This is a genomic window from Coralloluteibacterium stylophorae (assembly GCF_018122625.2).
Lineage (GTDB): Bacteria > Pseudomonadota > Gammaproteobacteria > Xanthomonadales > Xanthomonadaceae > Coralloluteibacterium > Coralloluteibacterium stylophorae.
This window is the reverse complement of the sequence record NZ_JAGQFT020000001.1, coordinates 14541-36040: the sequence shown is the minus strand read 5'-3', so window position 1 is coordinate 36040 and position 21500 is coordinate 14541. Positions and strand designations below refer to the sequence as shown.

Genomic DNA, 21500 nt, shown 5'->3' with positions numbered 1-21500 from the left:
GCATTGAGGCGCTACGGCAATCGCCATGGCGACAGCGGCGTGCGCGCCTGGGCCGTGGTCCCCGACGGGATCGCGGTCGAGTTCCGTGGCGGCGGCGTCTACGTCTATACGCACGAGAGCGCCGGCGCCGCTGCCGTCACCGAGATGCGGGCGCTCGCCGAGGCCGGCCGCGGCCTGAGCAGCTACATCAGCCGACACGTCAGCGAGGCCTACGCGGCGGTCCACCCGGACCGCCGCGCCTGGCGCGCGGCCGTCCGCTCGTAGGAGGTGGTGAAGCGGGACTGGGGAATCGGGAATCGGGACCTGGGACGGCGCGGGCTCGGGCGAGTCTGCTGAGCCCTGGGTGGTCGGCGATGTGGGGCTGAAGCCCCTCCAACAGGTGCCTCGCCATCCAGCGTGTCGCGGCTGAAGCCGCTCCTACAGGGGGCGCGACGGGTGCCGTGCCGGGCTTCGGGTCCCCCGCTCCCATTCCCCATTCCCCATTCCCCCGCTCCCGCATCCCGCTTCGCCAGCATCGGTGCCGCACCGACGTCGGGGCTGAAGCCCCTCCCACAGGAGCGCTCGCCACCCGGGCGCGTGGTCGCGGCTGAAGCCGCTCCTACGGGGAACGGGACGGGGTGTCGTGCCGGGCTTCGGGTCCCGATTCCCGATTCCCGGTTCCCGCTCCATCGCTACCGCTGTCTCGGCGATGTCGGGGCTGAAGCCCCTCCCACAGGTGCCTCGCCATCCAGCGTGTCGCGGCTGAAGCCGCTCCTACGGGGGAATGGGACGGGGTGACGTGCTGGGCTTCGGGTCCCGATTCCCGATTCCCGATTCCCGGTTCCCGCTTCATCGCAACCGCCGTCTCGCCACGGTCGGGGCTGAAGCCCCTCCTACAGGCGCCACGCCTACGGGGTGGGCTCGGGACGGCGGATGCGGTCGGGGACGGGCTCGGACTGCAGGTCCTGGCGGACGGCCTCGACGCCGTCGGGGGCATCGGGGTGCGGGTTCCAGCCACCGCCGAGGGCGACGTAGAGGGCGATCTGCGCCAGGGCCAGCGCGCGCTCGGTGTCGAGCAGCTGGCGGCGCGCGTCGAGCAGGCCATTCTGCGCGTCCAGCACGTCGGCGAGGTTGGCGAGCCCGACCTCGTAGGTCCGCCGCGCCATCCGCCAGGCGGTCTGCGCCCGTTCCCGCGTCTCGCGCCGGGCGGCGAGCTGGGCGCGGCGCGCGTCGAGCTGGGCGCTGGCGACCTCGACGTCCTCCAGCGCGCCGGCCAGCGCCTGGCGCAGGGCGACGTAGCCGCTGTCGGCCTGCGCGTCGGCCAGGTCGATGGCGGCGCGGCGGGCGCCGAAGTCGAACCAGGGCACGCTCACCTGCCCGGACAGCGACTTCAGGTCGGAGGCGGCGGAGAACTCGCCGAGGCCGAGCCCGGTGCGCCCGAGGGCGGCGCTGAGGCCGATCTTGGGGAACAGGTCGCGCCGGCTCGCCAGGGCCTGCAGTTCGGCGGCCTCCAGCCCGGCGGCGGCGGCGATCACGTCGGGACGGCGCCGCAGCAGGTCGACCGGCTGCCCGCGCGGAACCACCGCGTCGGCCAGCGGCACCCTGCCCTCGTCCGCCAGGCGCGCGCGCACCGTGCCGGGCGGGCGGTCGATCAGGGTGTCGAGGGCGAAGGTCGCCTGCGCGAGGGAGGCGTCGATGTCGCCCAGGCTGGCCTCGATGCCGGCCCGCTGCGCGGCCGCGGCCTCGACGTCGAGGCGGGTGACTTCGCCGAGGCGGAAGCGCGCATCCGCCACGCGCTCCAGTTCGCGCGCGACCTCGATGCTCTCGATGAGGATCGCGCGCTGCGCGATCAGCGCGCGCGCCTGCACGTAGCCCTGGGCGAGGTTGGACGCCACCGCCAGCCGGGTCGCGACCAGCTGCGCCTGCGCCGAGCCGAGCTGGGTGCGACCGGCCTCGGCGCGCAGGCGGTTGGCGCCGAACAGGTCGATCTCCCACTCCGCCTGCAGGGCGAGCTGCCACATGTCGAAGTTGACCTCGTCCTCCTCGAAGCCGAACTGCTGCCCGATCGCGCTGTCGGCGAGGCGCTCGGTGTCGATGAACTGGCGGCTGCCCTGCCCGGCCACGTCCAGCCGCGGGTACAGCGCCGAGCGCGCCTGGCGCAGCTGCGCGCGCGCGAGGCGGATGTCGGCCAGCGCCGACTGCACGTCGAGATTGCGCGCCAGTGCGGTGCGGACGAGCTCGGTCAGCGGCGGGTCGTCGAAGGCCTGCCACCAGTCGGCGAGCGCCGCCGGATCGCGCGCGTCCGCCGCGCCCGGCGCGGCGGTGAAGTAGCGATCCGGCAGCGGCGGCAGCTCGCGCACCGGCGGCGTGCTGCAGGCGGCGAGCGCGACGGCGGCCGCCGCCGCGAATGCGGTGACGCGCCTCATGCCCGCGCCTCCGCGGTCTCGTCGCCGTGCACCCGGAAGAACAGCGCGTACAGGCAGGGCACCACCACCAGGGTCAGCACGGTGGCGAACGCGAGGCCGCCCATGATCGTCACCGCCATCGAGGCGAACAGCGCGTCGAACAGCAGCGGCACCATGCCCAGCACCGTGGTGCCGGCGGCCATGGTCACCGGCACCAGGCGGCTGGTGGTGGCCTCCACGACCGCGGTATGCCGCGGCACGCCCTCGTCGATCTGGCGGTCGATCTCCTCGACCAGGACGATCGCGTTCTTCAGCAGCAGGCCGGTCAGGCTCAGCAGGCCGAGCAGCGCGACGAAGCCGAACGGCTGCCCGCTGACCGCCAGGCCGATGGTGACGCCGCAGATCGCCATCGGCACCACCAGCCAGATCACCACCGGCTGCCTGACGCGGGCGAACAGCAGCACGGTCACCAGCAGCATGCCCAGATACGGCAGCGCCAGCGTGCTCATGAGCGCGCTCTGCGCATCGCCGGATTCCTCGTACTCGCCGCCCCACTGCATGCTGTAGCCCGGCGGTAGCTGCATCGCCTCGATCTCCTCCTTGATGCGCCTGTGCGCCTCGTTCGCCTGCAGGCCCACCGCCGGCTCGCCGCGGACGGCGATGGTGCGTTCGCGGTCGCGGCGGTGGATCAGGGCCTCCTGCTGGACGGCCTCGACGCCGTCGGCGACCTGCGCCAGCGGCACGTAGCGCTGCGCGCCGGAACTCCACACCAGCCGTCGCGGCAGTTCGTCGGCGTCGGCGCGTTCGGCGTCGGGGGCGCGCAGCATCAGCGGGCGCTGCTCGTCGCCATCGCGCAGCACCGAGACCTGCACGCCGGCGGTGGCCATCGCCAGCGCCTGCGCGACGTCCTGGCGGCTCATGCCGGCGTCGGCCATGCGCCGCAGGTCGAGCTGCGGGCGCAGCACGATCTCGCGCTGGCGCCAGTCGTCGCGCACGTTCACCAGGCCACCGTCGGCCTTCATGATCCGCTGCGCCTGCGCGGACAGGCGCCGCAGCTCCTCGTACGACGGGCCGCTGAAACGCGCCTCGACGCGCGCCTCGGGATTGGAGCCGAACACCACCCGCTCGCCGTGCAGCTGCAGGTCGGGGAAGCGCTCCGGCGCCTCGGTGTTGAAGCGGTCGAGGATGTCCTCCAGCACGTCCGCCTCCTCGACCAGCACGATGATCTGGCCGTACGACGGCTCCGGAGTCTCCGGGGCATAGGTCAGCATGAAGCGCGACGCGCCCTGGCCGACGAAGCTCACCCGGTGCTGGATCTCCGGGAAGGTCTCGCGCACGTAGTCCTCGACCCGCGCCAGCGCGTCGGAGGTGGCGCGGATGTCACTGCCCTGGCGGGTCTCGACGTCGATGAAGGCCATCGGCGTCGACGACGGCGGGAAGAACGACTGCGGCAGGAAGCCGAAGCCCACCACGCACAGCACGGTCAGCAGCGCCGCCGCGCCGACGGTCAGCCCGCGGTGCGCGAGGCTGCGGCCGACGATGCCGCGGAAGCGATCGTAGATGCGCCCCTGATACGGCGATTCCGCGCCGCCGTCGCGGTCCTCGCCGTCCCCGTCCCCGTCCCCGTCCTCGCGCCGCTGGTCGCCGGTCACCAGCCAGCGGTAGCCGAACAGCGGCACCACGCTCACCGCCAGCACCCAGCTCAGCAGGAGCGAGATCAGGATCACCATGAACAGCGAGAACATGAACTCGCCCGTGGTGTCCTGCGACAGGCCGATGCCGGCGAAGGCGAGGATGCCGATGATGGTCGCGCCCAGCAGCGACCACTGCGTCAACCGCACCGACTCGCTCGCCGCGCGCAGCGCCGACATGCCCTGGCGCAGGCGCACCTGCATGCCGTCGCAGATCACCACCGCGTTGTCCACCAGCATGCCCATGGCGATGATCAGCGCCGCCAGCGAGACCCGCTCGAGCTCGAGGCCGAGCATGTACATCGCCAGCAGCGTGCCGCCGACGGTGAGCAGCAGGATCGCGCCGATGATCACGCCCGCGCGCCAGCCCATCACCAGGCACAGCACGGCGATGACGATGGCCAGCGACTCGCCGACGTTGAGCGCGAAGCCCGAGACCGCCTCGTCGACCACCTGCGGCTGCTGGTAGATCGGATGCAGCTCGACGCCCAGCGGGATCCGGCCCTCGAACTGCTTCAGCGCGCGGTCGACGTTGGCGCCGACGTCGACGATGTTCACCGACGGCAGCCCGGCGATGCCGATGGTGATCGCCTCCCTGCCGTCCCAGCGGATGAGCTGGTTCGGACGCTCGACCGGTTCGCGGCTGACCGTGGCGATGTCGCCGAGCACCACGCGCGATTCGCCGCGGCCGACCGGCAGCTGGCGGATCGCCTCGATCGAGTCGTAGGCGCCGGTCGGACTGACGCGCAGGAACAGGTCGCCGCTGCGCAGGCCGCCGGCGTAGAGCTCGCGGTCGGCGTCGCCGATGGCGCCGGCGATCTCCTCCGGCGCGATGCGCAGCGCCGCCAGCCGCGCCTGCGGGATCGAGATCACGAACTGCTCGTCGACCGCGCCGGCGATCTCGACCTGGCCGACGCCGTCGACCGTGATCAGGCCACGGCGCAGGTCCTTGGCGACCTCGTTGAGCTCGCTGCGGGTCAGGCCGTCGCCGGTCAGCGCGTAGTAGATGCCGTAGACGTCGCTGAAGTCGTCGTTGACCGTCGACGGCTGCGCGCCCGGCGGCAGCTGGCCCTGCGCATCGTTGATCTTGCGCCGCAGCTCGTCCCAGATCTGCGGGATGTCCTCGCTGCGGAAGCTGTCGCGGATCTCGATGCGCATCTCGGAGTAGCCGGCCATCGACTGGGTCCGCACCTCCTTGAGCTGCGCCATCTGCTGCACGGCGCCCTCCAGCACGTCGCTGACCTCGGTCTCGACCTCCTCGGCGCTGGCACCGGGGTAGATCGTGGTCACGATCGCCTCCTTGATCGTGAACTCGGGATCCTCCAGGCGTTCGATGTTGAAGTAGGCGAACAGGCCGCCGACGAGGCAGACCAGGACCAGCAGCCAGACGTTGACCGGGTGGCGGATCGAGTAGCGCGCGATGTCCATGCGCGGTCAGTCCCGCATCCGCGGCTCGACCTGCTGCCCCTCGTGCAGCATGCGCGCGCCGGCCACGACCACGCGCGCGTCGGCATCGAGATCGCCTCCGACCAGCGCCGCGCCCTCGTCGACCTGCACCAGCTCGACCGCGACCGGATGCGCGCTGCCGTCGGCGGCGACGGTCCAGACCACCGACCGGCCGCCCTCGTCGGTCAGCACCGCCGCCAGCGGCACGCGGGCACGGCCGGGACCGAGCTCCGGCGGGTTCGGATCCGGGATCGACACCCGCACCGCCATGCCGGGCAGCAGGTTGACGCCCTCCGGCGGCACGCCGCGCAGCACCAGACGGTAGGTGCGCGACTGCTGCTCGGGGACGGTGGCGTGCTCGTGGTAGCGCAGCTCCATCGCCGGCTGGCCCTCGGCCGCGAGCACGCGTCCGGTCGCAGCGAGGCCGGCGTCGAAGTCGAGTCGCGCCGCGTCGGTTTCCGGCACGTCGACCGCGATCTCCACGATCCCGCTGTCCTGCATGGTGAAGATCGGCTGCCCGGCCTGCACCACCACGCCCTCCTCGACCTCGCTGCGGGCGACGCGGCCGTCGTAGGGCGCCTCCAGGCGGGTGTAGGCGACCTGGCGCTCGGCCTGTTCGCGCGCCGCGCGCGCCGAGGCGAGCTGCGCCTGCGACTGTTCGAGCGCGGCCGGCGAGAGGATGCCCTCCTCCTCGAGCTGGCTGCGGCGGGCGAAGTCGGCCGCCGCGGTGCGTTCGTTGACCATGGCCTCGCGCAGCCGCACGCGGTAGTCGGTGTCGTCGAGCTCGGCGAGCAGCTCGCCGCGCTCGACGTCCTCGCCGTCGCGGACATGGATCGTCTCCACGCGACCGCTCACCTGGAACGAAAGCTGCGTGCCCTCCGCCGCCTCGACCCGCCCTGAATAGTCCAGCGTCTGCCGCTGGCTGCGCGCGGTCTGCGGGTGCTCGACGACGACCGGGCGCGGCCCCTGCGGCGGCGGCGGCTCGCCGCCGCAGGCGAGGAGAGCCAGACACAGCGCCACGCTTCCCCCGCAACGGCCATGCGCGGCACGGAAGCGCCACGCGCGGGCGTGGTGCCGCGGCAGGGAGTGGCTGCGCTGCATCGGATCTCCATCGGGACGCGGACAAAGTCCGCAGGTGTAGCGGCCGCGGCATCAGCGGGCGGTGAACGTACGCCGGCGTGCGGTCGGTGACGCGGCCTTGCCGCCGCCCCCGCTCCAATGGGTGCCGGACATCGCACAGGGGAACCGCATGGCCGCGGCCTCGGACCATCGCGTCTTCATCGAGCGGATCGTGATCGCGCTCGCGCTCGTGGCGCTGGCGCTGGTGCTGTGGACGCTGTCGAGTCTGCTGATCCTGGTGTTCGCCGCCATCGTGGTCGCGATCGTGCTGAACGCGCTCGCAGGCCCCCTCGCGCGGCACACGCGGCTGTCCGAGGGCGTCGCCCTGGTGCTGGTGGTGGTGGCGCTCGGCGTCGCGCTGGTGGCCGCCGGCTGGGCCTTCGGCGCACAGCTCGGGCGCGAGCTGCGCACCCTGCAGGACACCCTTCCCGCGGCCTGGGCCGCGCTGCAGCAGCGGCTGGCGCAGTCGGATCTCGGCTCGGCCCTGCAGGATTCGGTCGGCGGCCTCGGCGATGCCGTGTCGGAAGTGGTCTCGCGCGCGGGCACCCTGGCCATGTCGTTCGGCGGCGGCATCGCCAATCTGCTGGTGGTGCTGGTCGGCGCGGTCTACCTCGCGGCGCAGCCGTGCGTGCACCGGCGGCCGAGGCGCTCGCCGACAGCGGCCGCGCGCTGCGGCTGTGGCTGGGCGGGCAGGCCGTCGCCATGCTGGCGGTCGGGGTGCTGACCGGGCTGGGCCTGTGGGCGCTGGGCGTGCCCGCCGCGCTGGGCCTGGCGATCATCGCGACGCTGCTGGATTTCGTCCCCCTGGTCGGGCCGATCGCCGCCGCGGTGCCCGCGATCCTGCTCGCGCTCACCGTCGACCCGCGCACCGGCCTGCTCACCACGCTGCTGTATCTCGTGGTCCAGCAGATCGAGGGCAACCTGCTGCAGCCCCTGGTGCAGCAGCGCGCGGTCGAACTGCCGCCCGCCCTGCTGCTGTTCGCCCTGATCGGCGCCGGCCTGCTGTTCGGCGTGCTCGGCGTGCTGCTCGCCGCGCCGCTGACGGTCGTGATCTTCGTGCTGGTCAAGCGCCTGTACGTGCGCGAGACGCTCGGCGAGGACACCGACGTGCCCGGGGAAGCGTCGTGAGCCGCTGCGCCGTCGCCCGCCTGGACGCGCTGCCCGAGCACCACGGCACCCGCGTGCGCATCGGCGACACCGAGGTCCTGCTGCTGCGCCGCGGCGATGCCGTGTTCGCCTACCAGGCGGACTGTCCCCACGCCGGCGCACCGCTGGAAGGCGGAGCCGTCTGCGCAGGGCGCCTGGTGTGTCCGTGGCACAAGGCGCAGTTCCGGATCGAGGACGGCGGCCTGTGCGAACCGGCGGCGCTCGACGGACTGCGCCGGTACGACGTCGAGGTCCGCGATGGCCTCGTCCACCTCGACCCCACGCCGCGTGCGGCGGCGACCGTGCATGCGCGCCGCGGCGGCGACGCGCGCCGCTTCGCGATCGTCGGCGGCGGCACCGCGGGCACCGCCGCAGCAGCGGCGCTGCGCGAGTTCGGTTTCGCGGGCCGGATCGTGATCGTCGAGCGCGAGCGCGCCGCTCCCTACGACCGCACCGTGCTGTCGAAATTCGTTCCCGCCGGCGCGATGGCGCCGGACGACGTCCCGCCGATCCGCGAGCACGCCTGGTTCGCGGCGCACGACATCGAGCGGATCGAGGCCGAGGTGGTGGCCGTGGACGCGGCGGCGCGCGAGATCGCGCTGGCCGACGGCCGCCGCATCGACTACGACGCCGCCCTCCTCGCCACCGGGGCGACCCCGGTCAACCTCGACCTGCCCGGCGCGCATCTGTCCGGCGTGCATACCCTGCGCAGCCGCGACGATGCGGCGGCGCTGCTGCGCGATGCCGCGCCGGGCCGGCGCGCAGTGGTGATCGGCGACAGCTTCATCGGCATGGAATGCGCCTCGGCGCTGACCGAGCGCGGGCTCGGGGTCACCGTCGTCGGCCGCCATCCGCTGCCCTTCGCGCGCCAGTTCGGCGAGGAGGTCGCAGCGGCGATCAAGGGCCTCCACGGCGCGCACGGCGTGCGCTTCCTGACCGGGGCGGAGCCGGTGGCGTTCGAGGGCTGCGGCCGCGTCGAACGCGTGTGCCTCGCCGACGGCGGCGAGGCGCTCGCCGACCTGGTCGTGGTCGGCATCGGCGTGCGGCCGGCGACCGCCCTGCTGCGCGGGGTGGCGCTGGCCGAGGACGGCGGCGTCCCGGTCGACGCCGGCCTCTGCGCGGCCCCGGGCCTGTACGCCGCCGGGGACATCGCGCGCTTCCCGCTGCCCGGCCATGGCGCGCTGCGCATCGAGCACTGGCGCCTGGCCGAGCAGCACGGGCGGCTCGCGGCGCGCAACATGCTCGATCCGGAGCGGCCGCGTGCGTACGAGGCGGTGCCGTTCTTCTGGACCCAGCACTTCGGCAAGCGCTACGACTATCTCGGCCACGCCCGGAACTGGGACGGGGTGGAGATCCACGGCGACCTCGCCGAGCACCGCTTCGTCGCCCTGCTGCACCGCGACGGCGCCGTCGTCGCCGCCGTCGGCTGCCAGCGCGAGCGCGTCACCGCGGCATTGGTCCGGGCGATGCGCGACCGCCTCGACCTCGCGACCGCGCGGCACCTGATCGCGCATTACGGCTGAGCGGCCGCGGCGCGTCGATGCACGCGCCGCGCCGCCCGAGCCGCCTCACTCGGTCTCGTACAGCGGCTGCCCGTTGGCCGCGCTCAGGCCACCGTCGACCGGGACGATCGCGCCGTTGACGAAGCCGGCATCGTCGCTGGCCAGGAACAGCACCACCTTCGCCACGTCCTCCGGCTCGCCGTAGCGGTTCATCGGGATGCGGTCGGTGAAGGCGTCGACCGTCTTCGCGTCGGAGACGATGTCGGTGGTCATCCCGGTCCGGGTGAGCGATGGCGCCACCGCGTTGACGCGCACGCCCTCACGGCCGTGGTCGATCGCCATCGCGCGGGTGAGGTTCACGATCGCGCCCTTGTTGGCGTTGTAGGCGGCCATGCCGACATCGCCGCCGAGCCCCGACACCGAGGCCGTGTTGACGATGCAGCCCCTGCTCCTGCGCAGGTGCGGCAGCGCGGCCTTGGCGCCGAAGAACATGCCGTCGACATTGGTCGCCATCGCGCGATGCCAGTCGGCGGCGCTGGTATCGGCGATCGTGCCCTCCACCAGGATCCCGGCGTTGTTGTGGATCACGTCGAGCCGGCCGAAGCGCTCGACCGCGGCCCCGACCAGCGCCTCGACGTCCTCCTGCTTCGATACGTCCGTGGTGCGGGCGAGCGTGCGCTCCGCCGGCAGCCCCTTGGCGACCTCCTCGAGGGCGCCGGCGTCGATGTCCGCCAGCACCACCCTGGCGCCCTCGGCGGAAAAGCGCTCCGCGGTCGCCCTGCCGATGCCGGACGCCGCGCCGGTGACGATCACCACCTTGTCGTTGAACCGCATGAGCCTGTCCTCCTGGCTGTTGCTACGACGCGCCCGCGCTCGGCCGACGCTGGAGCCGCCCATGCTGGGCGGAGCGGCTCCAAGGCCAGGTGACGGAACCGGGGGTGCGGAGTCCGGGGGCTTACTCCACGGGCGCCGGACGCCGCGCGAAGGCGTGGCCGAAGTCGCGGTCCAGGTGCGTCTCGGCGCGGTTGCGGAAGCCGAACAGGTAGACCAGCAGCGAGACCGCGATGCAGGCGGTGACGTACCAGAAGAACCAGGATTCGTGGCCGATGCGCTTGAGCCACAGCGCCACCGTCGGCGCGGTGCCGCCGAATACCGCATTGGCGATCGCGTACGGCAGGCCCACGCCGAGCGCGCGCACGTTCGAGGGGAACAGCTCGGCCTTCACGATGGCGTTGATCGAGGTGTAGCCGGCGACGATCACCAGCGCCGCCAGCATCAGCGCGAAGGCGGCCAGCAGCGACTGCGTTCCGGCGAGCGTGCCCAGGATCGGCACCGTGCCGAGGGTCCCGGCGATGCCGAAGAACACCAGCAGCGGCTTGCGCCCGATGCGGTCCGACAGCGCGCCGTAGAGCGGCTGCAGCACGATGAACACCAGCAGCGCGAGGAAGTTGACCACCGCCACGTCGGGCTTGGCGAAGCCGACGGTGTTGACCATGAACTGCTGCATGTAGGTGGTGTAGGTGTAGAAGGCGACGGTGCCGCCAAGGGTCAGCCCCAGCACCATGAAGAAGGCCCGCGGATAGCGGAACAGCAGCGCGAGCGAGCCGTCGCGAAGCGTGCGGCCGCGGCGGTCGGTCAGCGTGTCGACCGTCGCCTGCGGCTTGCTCTCGGCCATGCCGCGGCGCAGCCACAGCACCGTGAGCGCGCCCACCGCGCCGACGGCGAAGGCGATGCGCCAGCCCCAGGCGCTCATCTGCGCCTCGTCGAGCACCTGCTGCAGCGCGATCTGCAGGCCGAGGGCGAGGAGCTGGCCGGCGATCAGGGTCACGTACTGGAAGCTCGAATAGAAGCCGCGCCGCGAGGGCGTGGCGACCTCCGAGAGATAGGTCGCCGAGGTGCCGTACTCGCCGCCCACCGACAGGCCCTGCAACAGGCGCGCCAGGACCAGCAGCACCGGTGCGCCGATGCCGATCGAGGCGTAGGTCGGCGCGAAGGTGATGATCAGCGAGCCCGCGCCCATCATCAGCACGCTGAGGGTCAGCGCGGCGCGGCGGCCGTGGCGGTCGGCGAAGCGGCCGAAGAACCAGCCGCCGATCGGCCGCATCAGGAAGCCGACGCTGAACACCGCGAAGGTCTCCAGCAGGCGCGAGGAATCGTCCTCCGCGAAGAACGACCTCGCGAAGTAGACCGCGAAGGCCGAATAGGCATACCAGTCGTACCACTCGATCAGGTTGCCGAGCGACCCCCGTACCACGTTGCCGGCCACGCCGGGCTGCTTGCTCATCGCTGCTCCTTTCCGGATGACGGCCGCCGGGGCGATCCCGCGACCGATGCCTCCTCCGCCCCCGGCGCCAGCGACGCCAGGAACGCCTCGATCAGCCCGCCACGGTAGCGCGTGCGATGCAGGATCAGCCACAGGCGCCGGCGCAGGTCGAGGAAGGGCGTCGGCAGCACCGCGAGCCGTCCGACCCGGACCGCATCGGCCACCGCCACCGCCGGCAGGCAGGCGATGCCGAGTCCGGCGGCGACCGCCTGCTTGATCGCCTCGACCTGGTCGAGCTCCATCGCGATCTTCCCCGGCGGCAACTGCGCCAGCGCGCGTTCGGCCTGGATGCGGGTGGCCGAGCCCGGCTCGCGTACGATCCAGCGCGCGTCGGCGAACAGCTCCGCGCGCAGCCGTCGCCGCCGCGCCAGCGGATGCGCCACCGCCGCGCAGACGACCAGCGCGTCGTCGCGCCAGGGCCGCAGCTCGAGTTCGGGATGCGACACCGGGCCCTCCACGCAGCCGAGGTCGAGCTCGTGCGCGAGCACCGCGGCGGCGATGGCGTCGGTGTTGCCGACCCGGAGCTGCAGCGCCACCTGCGGATGCGCGGCGGCGAAGGCGCCGAGCAGTTCACCGATACGATAGTTGCCGACGGTGTTGCTCGTGCCCAGGCGCAGCGTGCCGGCGAGGGTCGCCGGGCGGTCGCCGGCGCGTCGCACCAGCTCCTGCATGCGTTCCAGGACCTCCTGCGCCAGCGGCAGCAGCTCGCGCCCGCGCGCGTTGAGCCGCAGTCGCCCGCGCTCGCGGTCGAACAGCGGTGCAGCGAGCAGGCGCTCGAGCTCGGCCAGGGCCATGCTCGCCGCCGGCTGGGTCAGGTGCAGCTGCTCCGCCCCGGCGCGCACGCTGCCGCCGCGCGCCACCGCGACGAACACCTCGAGCTGGCGCGGGGTGATCGCGATCATCAGCCGATCTTATTCATCGACTAAGCCATTTCAAAGCGACTTATCGGGATGCGGCACCTAGGATCTTCCGCGTGTCTCCACGCCGGTCCGTCATGTCCGCTTCCGCACCCGTCGCCGCCGATCCGCCTGCCCCGCCGCGCTGGCCGGGGCTGGCACTCGCCTCGGCAGTGGCGCTCGTCGCGCTCGGCCTCGGCCATCTGTTCCCGCTCGTCGGCGGACCGGTGTTCGGCATCCTGCTCGGCATCGCGGTCGCCACGCTGCGCCGGGCGAACGCCGCCCTGCGTCCGGGCATCGCCTTCGCCGCGCGCAACGTGCTGCAGTGGGCGATCGTCGCGCTCGGGCTCAACGTCGGGCTCGGGCAGGTGGCGCGCACCGGGCTCGATTCGCTGTCGGTGACCCTGGTCACCACCACCGCGGCCTTCGCCGCCGCGCTGCTGCTCGGCCGGCTGCTGCGGGTGCCGAACATGCTGGTCGCGCTGATCGGCATCGGCACCGCGATCTGCGGCGGCTCGGCGATCGCCGCGGTGGCGCCGATCCTGCGCCCGGACGAGCACGAGACGGCCTACGCGCTGTCGACCATCTTCCTGTTCAACCTGGCCGCGGTGCTGCTGTTCCCGGCGCTCGGCCACCTGCTCGACCTGTCGCAGCTCGGCTTCGGCCTGTGGGCCGGGACGGCGATCAACGACACCTCGTCGGTGGTGGCCGCCGCCTACGGCTACGGCGCCCGGGCCGGCGACCACGCCACCATCGTCAAGCTCACCCGCGCCACGCTGATCGTTCCGGTCTGCCTGGTGGCGGCCGGTGTCATGGCATGGCGGCAGCGCCGCGCCGGCGGCGGGGGCTTCCGCCTGTCGCGGGTGGTGCCGTGGTTCATCGTGTGGTTCGTGGCCGCCTCGGCGCTGCGCAGCCTCGGGCTGGTGCCGGCGGCGTGGACGCCGGGCATCCACCTGCTCGCCGAGGTGCTGATCGTGATCGGCCTGACCGCGGTCGGCCTGTCCTCCGACCTGCGCCGCATGGCGGCCGCAGGACACCGCCCCATCCTGCTGGGCCTGGGCACCTGGGTCGCGGTGGCCGCCAGCGGCCTGGCGGTGCAGTTCGCCACCGGCCAGATCTGATCACGCGCTCTCCGGGGCGAGCAGGAAGGCAGCGCCGAATGGCGGCAGGCGCAGGCGGTCGCCATCGAGCTCCACCTCCGGCGACACCCCGGCGCACAGCGTGTAGGACGCCGCCGCGTCGTGCAGGCGGCCGAGCGCGAGCGCGGCCGGCTCCGGGCCGAAGTTGTAGGCGCACAGGATCCGCCCGCGCCCGTCGCCGCGCTCCAGCGCCAGCACCTCGCCCTGCACGTCGAAGAGCGTCGTCTCGCCGCCGCGCAGCGCCGGCGTGTCGCGACGCCAGCACAGCATCCGCCGGTAGTCGGCGAGCAGCGAATGCGGATCGGCGTCCTGCCGCGACACCGCGAGCGCGAGGTGCTCGGCCGGCATCGGCAGCCACGGCCGGCGCGCGCTGGTGAAGCCACCGTTGGGCACCTCGTCGGTCCACGGCATCGGCGTGCGACAGCCGTCGCGGCCGAGGATGTGCGGATAGTTGGCGATGCCGTAGGGATCGCGCATGTCCTCCAGCGCGAGCTGGGCCTGCGGCAGGCCGAGCTCGTCGCCCTGGTAGATGCAGCAGGCACCCGGGAGGCCGACCAGGAGCGCCGCCAGCAGCGCGTCCAGGCGGCGCTCCAGCGCCTCCTCGCGGCGGCCGTGCGCGGCCCAGCGCCCCTTGAGACGGGGAAAGTCGTGGGTGCCGAAGGTCCAGCACAGCCGGTTGTGCGGGAACAGCTCGAGGCTGCGCGCGAGCAGGTCGTGCAGGCCGGCGGCGGTGAAGGGCTCGTCGCTGACCAGGGCCGCGTTGTAGGCGAGGTGCAGGCGGCCGTCGGCGACGTAGCCGGCGGCGTCGCGCAGCGCGTCCTCGGCCGAGGAGATCTCGCCCAGCAGCAGCGTGCCCGGATAGGCGTCGGCCATCGCGCGCAGCTCGCCGAGCAGCTCCAGCGTCTCCGGCCGGCACACGGTGCCGCGGTTGATCCAGTCGAAATAGGGATCGCTGCGCCCCGCCCCGGCCGGCCGCGGTGCGTCGGCGGGGCGCGCGGGGTTGTCGGCGAGGCTGCGGTCGTGGGCGTAGAAGTTGACGACGTCGAGGCGGAAGCCGTCCACGCCGCGCTCGAGCCAGAAGCGCCCGGTCTCGATCAGCGCGGCGCGCACCTCGGGGTTGTACCAGTTGAGGTCGGGCTGCGATTCGAGGAAGTTGTGCAGGTAGTACTGGCGGCGGGTCTCGTCGAACTGCCAGGCGCTGCCGCCGAAGGTCGCGCGCCAGTTGTTGGGCGGGCCGCCGTCGGCGGCGGGGTCGGCCCACACGTACCAGTCCGCCTTCGGATTGCTGCGGTCGCGGCGGCTCTCCACGAACCAGGGATGCCGGTCGGAGGTGTGGTTCCAGACCTGGTCCATCAGCACCCTGAGGCCGAGCGCATGCGCCTCGGCGACCAGCGCGTCGAACGCGGCCAGGTCGCCGAACATCGGCTCGATGTCGCAGTAGTCGCTGACGTCGTAGCCGAAGTCCTTCATCGGCGAGCGCACGAACGGGCTGATCCACACCGCGTCCGCGCCGAGCGCCGCGGCATGGCCCAGGCGCTCGCGGATGCCGCCGAGGTCGCCGACGCCGTCGCCGTCGGAATCCATGAAGCTGCGCGGATAGATCTGGTAGATGACGGCGTCGCGGCGCCAGTCGCGCAGGGATGCGTCGCTCACGATGCGCAGGCCTCCGCCTTGCCCGGGGCGTCCGGCACCGACACCTCGGCATCGGCCAGCAGCACGCCCCAGGGTTCGAGTTCCAGGGTATCGGCGAGCACGTCGCGCTGGCCGTAACCCAGCCCCTGCGCCGGGCACAGCGGCCCGTAGGCACGCAGGTCCACCGTCACCGGCCGTTCGGAGATGTTGAAGATCGCCAGCAGGCGCTGCTCGGTCTCCTCGCGCAGCAGGCCGAACAGCTCGTCGCCCAGGTCGAGCACGCGGGTCGTACCCATCTGCAGCGCCGGTTGGGTCAGGCGCCAGCGCAGCAGGGCGCGCCAATGGTTGAGGATGGACCCGGGATTGGACTGCTGCGTGGCGACGCTGCACTCGCGGTGCGCCTGCGGGATCGGCAGCCACGGCGCGTCGCCGGCGGTGAAGCCGCACTGCGGCCCGTCGTCCCACGGCATCGGGGTACGCGAGCCGTCGCGGCCGTTGAGCCGCGGATACATGGCTTTGCCGAAGGGGTCCTTGAGCTTCTCCGGCGGGATGTCCTCGGGGATGCGCGCCTCGCCGAGGCCCAGCTCGTCGCCCTGCCACAGGCAGAACGCGCCGGGCAGCACCAGCAGCAGCGCCGCCATCATCCGGTAGAAAGCCGGTGGATAATGCTCGTCGGCCGCATTCCACTGCGAATGCAGGCGGCCGAAGTCGTGGTTGCCGACGATCCAGCAGGCCCCTTTGTCGCCGAACGCGCCCAACGCGCGCCGCACCACCTCGCGCAGCTTGCCTGCGCTCATGCGCTCCTTGAACAGCAGCGCGCCATGGTAGGCCAGGTGCAGGCGGTCGTCGCCGGCGGTGTAGTCGGCCGCGGTGCGGATGGAGTCGTCGGCCTCGATCACCTCGCCCAGCAGCATCACGCCAGGGTAGGCGTCCACGAGTTCGCGCAGCGGCGCCAGCAGTTCGAGCGTCTCCGGGCGGCAGAAGCTGTTGGTGAACATCTGCTCGGCGAGCGGGTTGTCCAGCGAGATGCCGTCCGGCGGCGGGCCCTGCCTGTCGCGCGGCGGGTTGTCGGCAAGCTCCGGGTCGTGGCAGAAGAAGTTCACCGCGTCCAGGCGCATGCCGTCGATGCCGGCATCGAGCCAGAACTTCGCGCGTTCCAGCACCGCGGCGCGCACCTCCTCGTTGAACCAGTTGAGGTCGGGCTGGCTCTTGAGGAAGTTGGCGAAGTAGTACTGTCCGCGCGCCTCCTCCCAGTGCCAGCCGGATTCGCCGGAGAAGGACGACAGCCAGTTGTTCGGCGGCCCGCCGTCGGGACCGGGGTCTGCCCACACGTACCAGTCCGCCCTGGGGTTGTCGCGGCTCGAGCGACTCTCGACGAACCAGCGGTGCTGGTCGGAGGTGTGGTTCCAGACCATGTCCAGCACCACGCGCAGGCCCCGACCGTGGGCCAGGTCGAGAAGACGCTGGAAGTCGCCCATGCTGCCGAACAGGGGCGAGACGTGGCGCATGCCGGTGACGTCATAGCCGAGGTCGTCCATCGGCGAGTCGAAGATCGGCGTCAGCCAGATCGCGTCGACGCCCAGCGAGCCGATGTAGTCGAGCCGCTCGATGATGCCCTGCAGGTCGCCGATGCCGTCGCCGTCGCTGTCCTGGAAGCTCCACGGCGTGATCTGGTAGATGACCGCGCTGTCCCACCATTCGCCCTTGCGCCGACGGCTGTCGGCCGGACCGAGAATCGATGCGCGGCGGTTGATCACCGTGTCGCGCCACCAGGGCCTGGCCTTCTCGCTCATCGCTGGATCGTCTCCTGTCGTTGCGCGTGTCGACTACGCACTCTAGGTGGGAGGAAGTGATCGTCGATTGAAGCGCGGGGGAAGCCGCCGCGTTGCAGCGACGGCAACGCTGCATCGCGACCGGCAGCGGCACCGCCGCTTTATACTGCGGTGCAACATGAGCAGCGAGCAGTCCCCCGTGCAGCCCTCCGCCGACGCTTCTTCAAACCGCAGCCGCACCGGCCTGTCGGAGTTCGCGCTCGCGGTCGGCGGCTTCGGCATCGGCACCGGCGAGTTCGCGATCATGGGCCTGCTGCCCGACGTGGCCACCGACCTGGGGGTCAGCGTGCCCACCGCCGGCCACGTGATCAGCAGCTATGCGCTCGGCGTGGTGGTCGGCGCGCCGGTGCTGGCGGTGCTCGGCGCCTCGTTCCCGCGACGCACGGTGCTGCTGGTGCTGATGGCCCTGTTCGCGCTGGGCAACCTCGCCAGCGCGCTGGCGCAGGACTACGGCCAGCTGATGCTGTTCCGCTTCCTCGCCGGGCTCCCGCACGGGGCGTACTTCGGCGTCGCCTCGCTGATCGCCGCGGGCATGGTGGCGCCGAACCGGCGCGCAGCCGCGATCGGCCGGGTGATGCTGGGCCTGACCATCGCCGTGCTCGTCGGCACGCCGCTGGCGACCTGGTTCGGGCAGGGCCTGGGCTGGCGCGCCGCCTTCGCCATCGTCGGCGCGATCGCGGCGGCGACCGTGGTGCTGGTGCGCGTCTTCGTCCCGTTCGAGGCCGCACGCGCCGGCGCCAACCCGCTGCGCGAGCTCGACGCCCTGCGCCGCGGCCAGGTGTGGCTGACGCTGGCGATCGGCGCGGTCGGCTTCGGCGGCATGTTCGCGGTCTTCAGCTACATCACCCCCACGCTGACCGAGACCGCCGGAGTCCCGCCGCACCTGGTCCCCTTCGTGCTGTCGGTGTTCGGCGCCGGCATGATCCTGGGCAACGTCGTCGGCGGCCGGCTCGCCGACCACGCCCTGCTGCCGACCATCGGCGGGGTGCTGCTGTGGAGCGCGCTGGTGCTCGGCGCCTTCGTGTGGACCTCGCAGCATCCCTGGACCGCGGTGGCGACGGTGCTGCTGGTCGGTACCGGCGGCGCCCTGGTGCCGGCGCTGCAGATCCGGCTGATGGACGTCGCCGCGGAGGCGCAGACGCTCGCCGCGGCGCTGAACCACTCGGCGTTCAACGTCGCCAACGCGCTCGGCGCCTGGCTGGGCGGACTGACCATCAGCGCCGGCTTCGGCTGGAACTCGACCGGCTGGGTCGGCGCCCTGCTCGCCCTCGGCGGGCTGCTGGTGTTCGCCCTGGCGTGGTCGCTCGAGCGTCGTCGCGCACAGCCCTGCGCGCAGGCCGCCTGAGGCGGACGCCGCCGCGCTCCGTATCATCCGCGGCATGGCGAAACTCCTGCTCGACCTGCGCCACGTCCCGGGGGACGAGGCCGACGACGTCCGCGTATTCCTCGACGCAGCCGGGATCGGCTACTACGAGACCCGGCCGAACCGCTGGGGCATCACCGCGGGCGGGATCTGGATCGCCGACGACGGCGAGCATCCTCGCGCGCGCGAACTGATGGATGCCTACCAGGCCACGCGGCGCGAGCGCGCCCGCGCCGAATACGCCGCCGCGCGCAGCGAAGGCCGCCTGCCCGGCCTCGGCGCGCAGTTCCGCGACGACCCACTGCGCGTGGTCGGCATCCTCGCGGCGATCGCCTTCGTTGCCGGTCTGGCGGCGCTGCCCTACTTCCTCCTGCGCTGAGCAAGGACATCCGCTGTACGGCGCGGGTGGCTGCGGCATCATGGGCCTCCCGACGCCGGCGCGCGTCCGCGAGCCTCTCCCGTGCACGGCAACGACAACGAACTCATGCAGGTGGTCATCCTGCTCGCCGCCGGCGTGGTCGCGGTGACCCTGTTCCGGCGCCTGCGCCTGGGCTCGGTGCTGGGCTACCTCGCCGCGGGCGTGCTGGTCGGGCCGTCGGTGCTGGGCGTGGTGTCGGAGCCGCAGGCGATCCTGCACGTCGCCGAGCTCGGCGTGGTCCTGCTGCTGTTCGTGATCGGTCTGGAGATGGATCCGGATCGGCTGTGGGCGCTGCGCCGGCAGATCTTCGGCCTCGGCGTGGCCCAGGTCGGCATCTGCGGCGCCCTGCTGAGCGGCGTCGGCCTGCTGTTCGGGCTGCCGGGGCCGGTGGCCTTCGTCGCGGCGATGGGCTTCGTGCTGTCGTCGACCGCGATCGTCGCCCAGATCATGGAGGAACGCGGTTCGACGGCGAAGCCGCACGGCCAGCGCGTGGTCTCGATCCTGCTGCTGGAGGACCTCGCCATCGTGCCGCTGCTCGCGGTGGTCGCCTTCATCGGCCCCTACGACACCGGCGACCACGGCTCGCGGCTGGTCGACATCGCCATCGCCGTGGGCGCCCTGGCCGGCCTGGTCGCCGCCGGGATCTGGCTGCTCAATCCGCTGTTCCGGCTGCTGGCGGCCTCGCGCGCGCGCGAGGTGATGACCGCGGCGGCGCTGCTGGTGGTGCTCGGCGCCGCGCTGCTGCTGGAGATGGGCGGGCTGTCGATGGCGCTGGGCGCCTTCGTCGCCGGGGTGCTGCTGTCGACCTCCTCCTTCCGGCACCAGCTCGAGGCCGACATCGAGCCCTTCCGCGGCCTGCTGCTCGGCCTGTTCTTCCTGAGCGTCGGCATGGCTCTCGACCTGTCGATCGTGCTGGCGCACTGGGCGACGGTGCTGGCGTCGGTGGCCGTCTACATGGCGGTGAAGTCGGCGGCGATCTACGCCATCGCGCGCGCCACCGGGCGCAGCCATGTCGAGGGCCTGTTCCGTGCGGCGCTGATGGCGCAGGGCGGCGAATTCGCCTTCGTGCTGTACTCGGCGGCGCAGGATGCCGGCGTCGTCGACGGCGAGACCAACGGCGTCCTCAGCGCCACCGTGATCCTGTCGATGGTGGCCACGCCGTTCCTGGTCATGCTGATGAGCCGCCTGGTGCGCCGGCACAAGGCCAAGGCGCCGGCGAGCATGGACGGCGTCGAGAGCGCGCGCGGCCTCGACGGCAACGTGCTCATGATCGGCTTCGGCCGCTTCGGCCAGGTCGCCAGCCAGCAGCTGCTGGCGCGCGGCCTGCGCATCTCCATCCTCGACATCGACACCGAGATGATCCGCAGCGCCGAGGAGTTCGGGTTCAAGGTCTACTTCGGCGACGGCCGCAGGCTCGACGTGCTGGAGGCATCGGGCGCGGCCTCCGCCGACGTGCTGTGCATCTGCGTGGATTCGCCGCAGACCACCGACCGCATCGTCGCGCTCGCCCGGCACGCCTTCCCGAGCACCCGGATCATGGCCCGCGCCTTCGACCGCGAGCACGCGGTCAAGCTGATCGACGCGGGTGTCGAATACCAGGTGCGCGAGACCTTCGAATCGGCGATGGCCTTCGGCCATGCCGCGCTGCTCCTGCTGCAGGTGCCGCCGGGCGAGGCGCGCGAGATCAACGACGACATCCGCCGCCGCGACCAGCAGCGCCTGCAGCTCGAACTCGCCGCCGGCGACTCGCGGGCCGGGATCCCGCTGATGTTCGGCAACGTCGACCGCCCCCGGCCGCGCCCCACGCCCCTGCTGCCGGCCCGCCGCGACCCGCTCGAGGGCGACGGGGCGGCGCCACAGGGACGCGACGGCGCCTCGGTCCGGCGCGGCCTGGCCGCCACGTCGTCAAACGCGCGCGAGGCGCGCGCGGACGCGGACGCACGGCGCGAGCATTCCACCGCGGGCGACGACGATGCGCGCTGATCCGGCCCGCCGCAGGCGCCACGCATGCCGCTCCTGATCCTGCTCCTGGTTCCGCTCGGGCTGGTCGTCGCCTGGCTCGCCCTGCTGCCGCTCGGCCTGGCGCTGCGCTACCGCGCCGGCCGCATGCGCCGCGTGCTCCGCCGCTGGGAAGTGCGCCTCAACGTCGGCGTGCTGCTGGTCGCCGCGGCGCTGGCGCTGGCGAGCGCGGGCATCGCCCAGCTGTGGCTCGCGCACGCGCTGCCGAGCCTGCTCACCGGCCTGGCCTGCGGCGCGCTGCTGGCCTGGCCCGGGCTCGCCCTGACCCGGTTCGAGCGCCAGGACTACACCGTGCGCTACACGCCGCATGCCGGCATCGCGCTGGCCCTGACCCTGCTGTTCGCGCTGCGGATCGGCTACGGGTTCTGGCAGCTCTGGGGCGGCGCGCCGCGTCCGGCCGAGGGCGGCACGCTGGCGCTCGTCGCCGGGGCGCCGACGGCGCTGGTGGCGGGCCTGCTGATCGGCTACCACCTCGGCTACCAGACCGGCCTGCTGCGGCGCCTGCCGCGCCGGCTTCCGCGCATGCGCGACGGCGACCGCGACCGCGTCGTCGGCTGAGCTTCACGCCGCCGCGGCGCCGCGGCCCGAGA

17 protein-coding genes are annotated in these 21500 nt (G+C 72.8%); 9 read left to right on the top strand and 8 right to left on the bottom strand.

The features are described 5' to 3' along the window. Positions 1 to 3: 3 nt before the first annotated feature. A complete protein-coding gene (locus tag KB893_RS00155) occupies positions 4 to 264 on the top strand; it encodes a hypothetical protein (protein WP_211925163.1) in 261 nt (86 codons plus the stop codon). Positions 265 to 887: 623 nt separating this feature from the next. Here KB893_RS00155 and KB893_RS00150 read toward each other — a convergent pair. Genes KB893_RS00150 through KB893_RS00140 form a run of 3 tightly spaced genes read right to left on the bottom strand, consistent with a single transcriptional unit; the run spans position 888 to position 6622 of the window. Then, positions 888 to 2405 (bottom strand): efflux transporter outer membrane subunit, encoded by a 1518-nt coding sequence (locus tag KB893_RS00150; RefSeq protein ID WP_211925141.1) that lies wholly within the window; start codon positions 2403 to 2405, stop codon positions 888 to 890. Then, positions 2402 to 5503 (bottom strand): efflux RND transporter permease subunit, encoded by a 3102-nt coding sequence (locus KB893_RS00145; protein WP_211925140.1) that lies wholly within the window; start codon positions 5501 to 5503, stop codon positions 2402 to 2404. Before KB893_RS00145 ends, KB893_RS00150 begins: the two co-directional genes overlap by 4 nt. A 6-nt stretch (positions 5504 to 5509) precedes the next feature. Next, positions 5510 to 6622 (bottom strand): efflux RND transporter periplasmic adaptor subunit, encoded by a 1113-nt coding sequence (locus KB893_RS00140; RefSeq protein ID WP_211925139.1) that lies wholly within the window; start codon positions 6620 to 6622, stop codon positions 5510 to 5512. A gap of 148 nt (positions 6623 to 6770) precedes the next feature. On the opposite strand from KB893_RS00140, the gene KB893_RS18635 reads away from it, so the two are divergent. Genes KB893_RS18635 through KB893_RS00130 form a run of 3 tightly spaced genes read left to right on the top strand, consistent with a single transcriptional unit; the run spans position 6771 to position 9309 of the window. Next, entirely contained in the window at positions 6771 to 7364 is a 594-nt protein-coding gene (locus KB893_RS18635) for an AI-2E family transporter (RefSeq protein ID WP_338026810.1), read from the top strand. Further along, on the top strand, positions 7265 to 7768 hold the full coding sequence (locus KB893_RS18630) for an AI-2E family transporter (RefSeq protein WP_338026809.1): 504 nt from the start codon (positions 7265 to 7267) through the stop codon (positions 7766 to 7768). Before KB893_RS18635 ends, KB893_RS18630 begins: the two co-directional genes overlap by 100 nt. After that, positions 7765 to 9309 (top strand): FAD-dependent oxidoreductase, encoded by a 1545-nt coding sequence (locus KB893_RS00130; RefSeq protein WP_211925138.1) that lies wholly within the window; start codon positions 7765 to 7767, stop codon positions 9307 to 9309. Before KB893_RS18630 ends, KB893_RS00130 begins: the two co-directional genes overlap by 4 nt. Positions 9310 to 9354: 45 nt before the next feature. On the opposite strand, the gene budC is transcribed toward KB893_RS00130, so the two are convergent. The 3 genes from budC to KB893_RS00115 all read right to left on the bottom strand — a co-directional run bounded on the left by budC (position 9355) and on the right by KB893_RS00115 (position 12513). Beyond that, entirely contained in the window at positions 9355 to 10122 is a 768-nt protein-coding gene (budC, locus tag KB893_RS00125) for a meso-2,3-butanediol dehydrogenase (RefSeq protein ID WP_211925137.1), read from the bottom strand. A 121-nt stretch (positions 10123 to 10243) separates the two neighbouring features. Further along, positions 10244 to 11572 (bottom strand): MFS transporter, encoded by a 1329-nt coding sequence (locus KB893_RS00120; RefSeq protein WP_211925136.1) that lies wholly within the window; start codon positions 11570 to 11572, stop codon positions 10244 to 10246. Next, positions 11569 to 12513, bottom strand: a complete 945-nt coding sequence (locus KB893_RS00115; protein ID WP_213173284.1) for a LysR substrate-binding domain-containing protein — start codon at positions 12511 to 12513, stop codon at positions 11569 to 11571. Before KB893_RS00115 ends, KB893_RS00120 begins: the two co-directional genes overlap by 4 nt. A 92-nt stretch (positions 12514 to 12605) precedes the next feature. Between KB893_RS00115 and KB893_RS00110 the strand changes: the two genes are divergently transcribed. Beyond that, positions 12606 to 13628, top strand: a complete 1023-nt coding sequence (locus KB893_RS00110) for a YeiH family protein (protein ID WP_211925134.1) — start codon at positions 12606 to 12608, stop codon at positions 13626 to 13628. Here KB893_RS00110 and KB893_RS00105 read toward each other — a convergent pair whose 3' ends face one another. Together KB893_RS00105 and KB893_RS00100 are read right to left on the bottom strand one after the other, a co-directional pair. Continuing rightward, positions 13629 to 15299, bottom strand: coding sequence for an alpha-amylase family glycosyl hydrolase (locus KB893_RS00105; RefSeq protein WP_338026808.1), 1671 nt, complete (start codon positions 15297 to 15299; stop codon positions 13629 to 13631). Continuing rightward, on the bottom strand, positions 15296 to 17071 hold the full coding sequence (locus KB893_RS00100) for an alpha-amylase family glycosyl hydrolase (RefSeq protein WP_211925133.1): 1776 nt from the start codon (positions 17069 to 17071) through the stop codon (positions 15296 to 15298). The genes KB893_RS00105 and KB893_RS00100 overlap by 4 nt, the downstream gene beginning before the upstream one ends. Positions 17072 to 17228: 157 nt before the next feature. On the opposite strand from KB893_RS00100, the gene KB893_RS00095 reads away from it, so the two are divergent. The 4 genes from KB893_RS00095 (at position 17229) to KB893_RS00080 (ending at position 21468) form a co-directional block, all read left to right on the top strand. Further along, positions 17229 to 18455, top strand: a complete 1227-nt coding sequence (locus KB893_RS00095; protein WP_211925132.1) for an MFS transporter — start codon at positions 17229 to 17231, stop codon at positions 18453 to 18455. A gap of 34 nt (positions 18456 to 18489) precedes the next feature. Then, positions 18490 to 18852: a DUF6164 family protein gene (locus tag KB893_RS00090; RefSeq protein ID WP_211925131.1), complete on the top strand. Its 363-nt coding sequence runs from the start codon at positions 18490 to 18492 to the stop codon at positions 18850 to 18852. A gap of 105 nt (positions 18853 to 18957) precedes the next feature. Beyond that, entirely contained in the window at positions 18958 to 20874 is a 1917-nt protein-coding gene (locus tag KB893_RS00085) for a monovalent cation:proton antiporter-2 (CPA2) family protein (protein WP_211925161.1), read from the top strand. 24 nt (positions 20875 to 20898) lie between these two features. Next, positions 20899 to 21468, top strand: a complete 570-nt coding sequence (locus KB893_RS00080) for a CcdC protein domain-containing protein (protein WP_211925130.1) — start codon at positions 20899 to 20901, stop codon at positions 21466 to 21468. Positions 21469 to 21500: the final 32 nt, after the last annotated feature.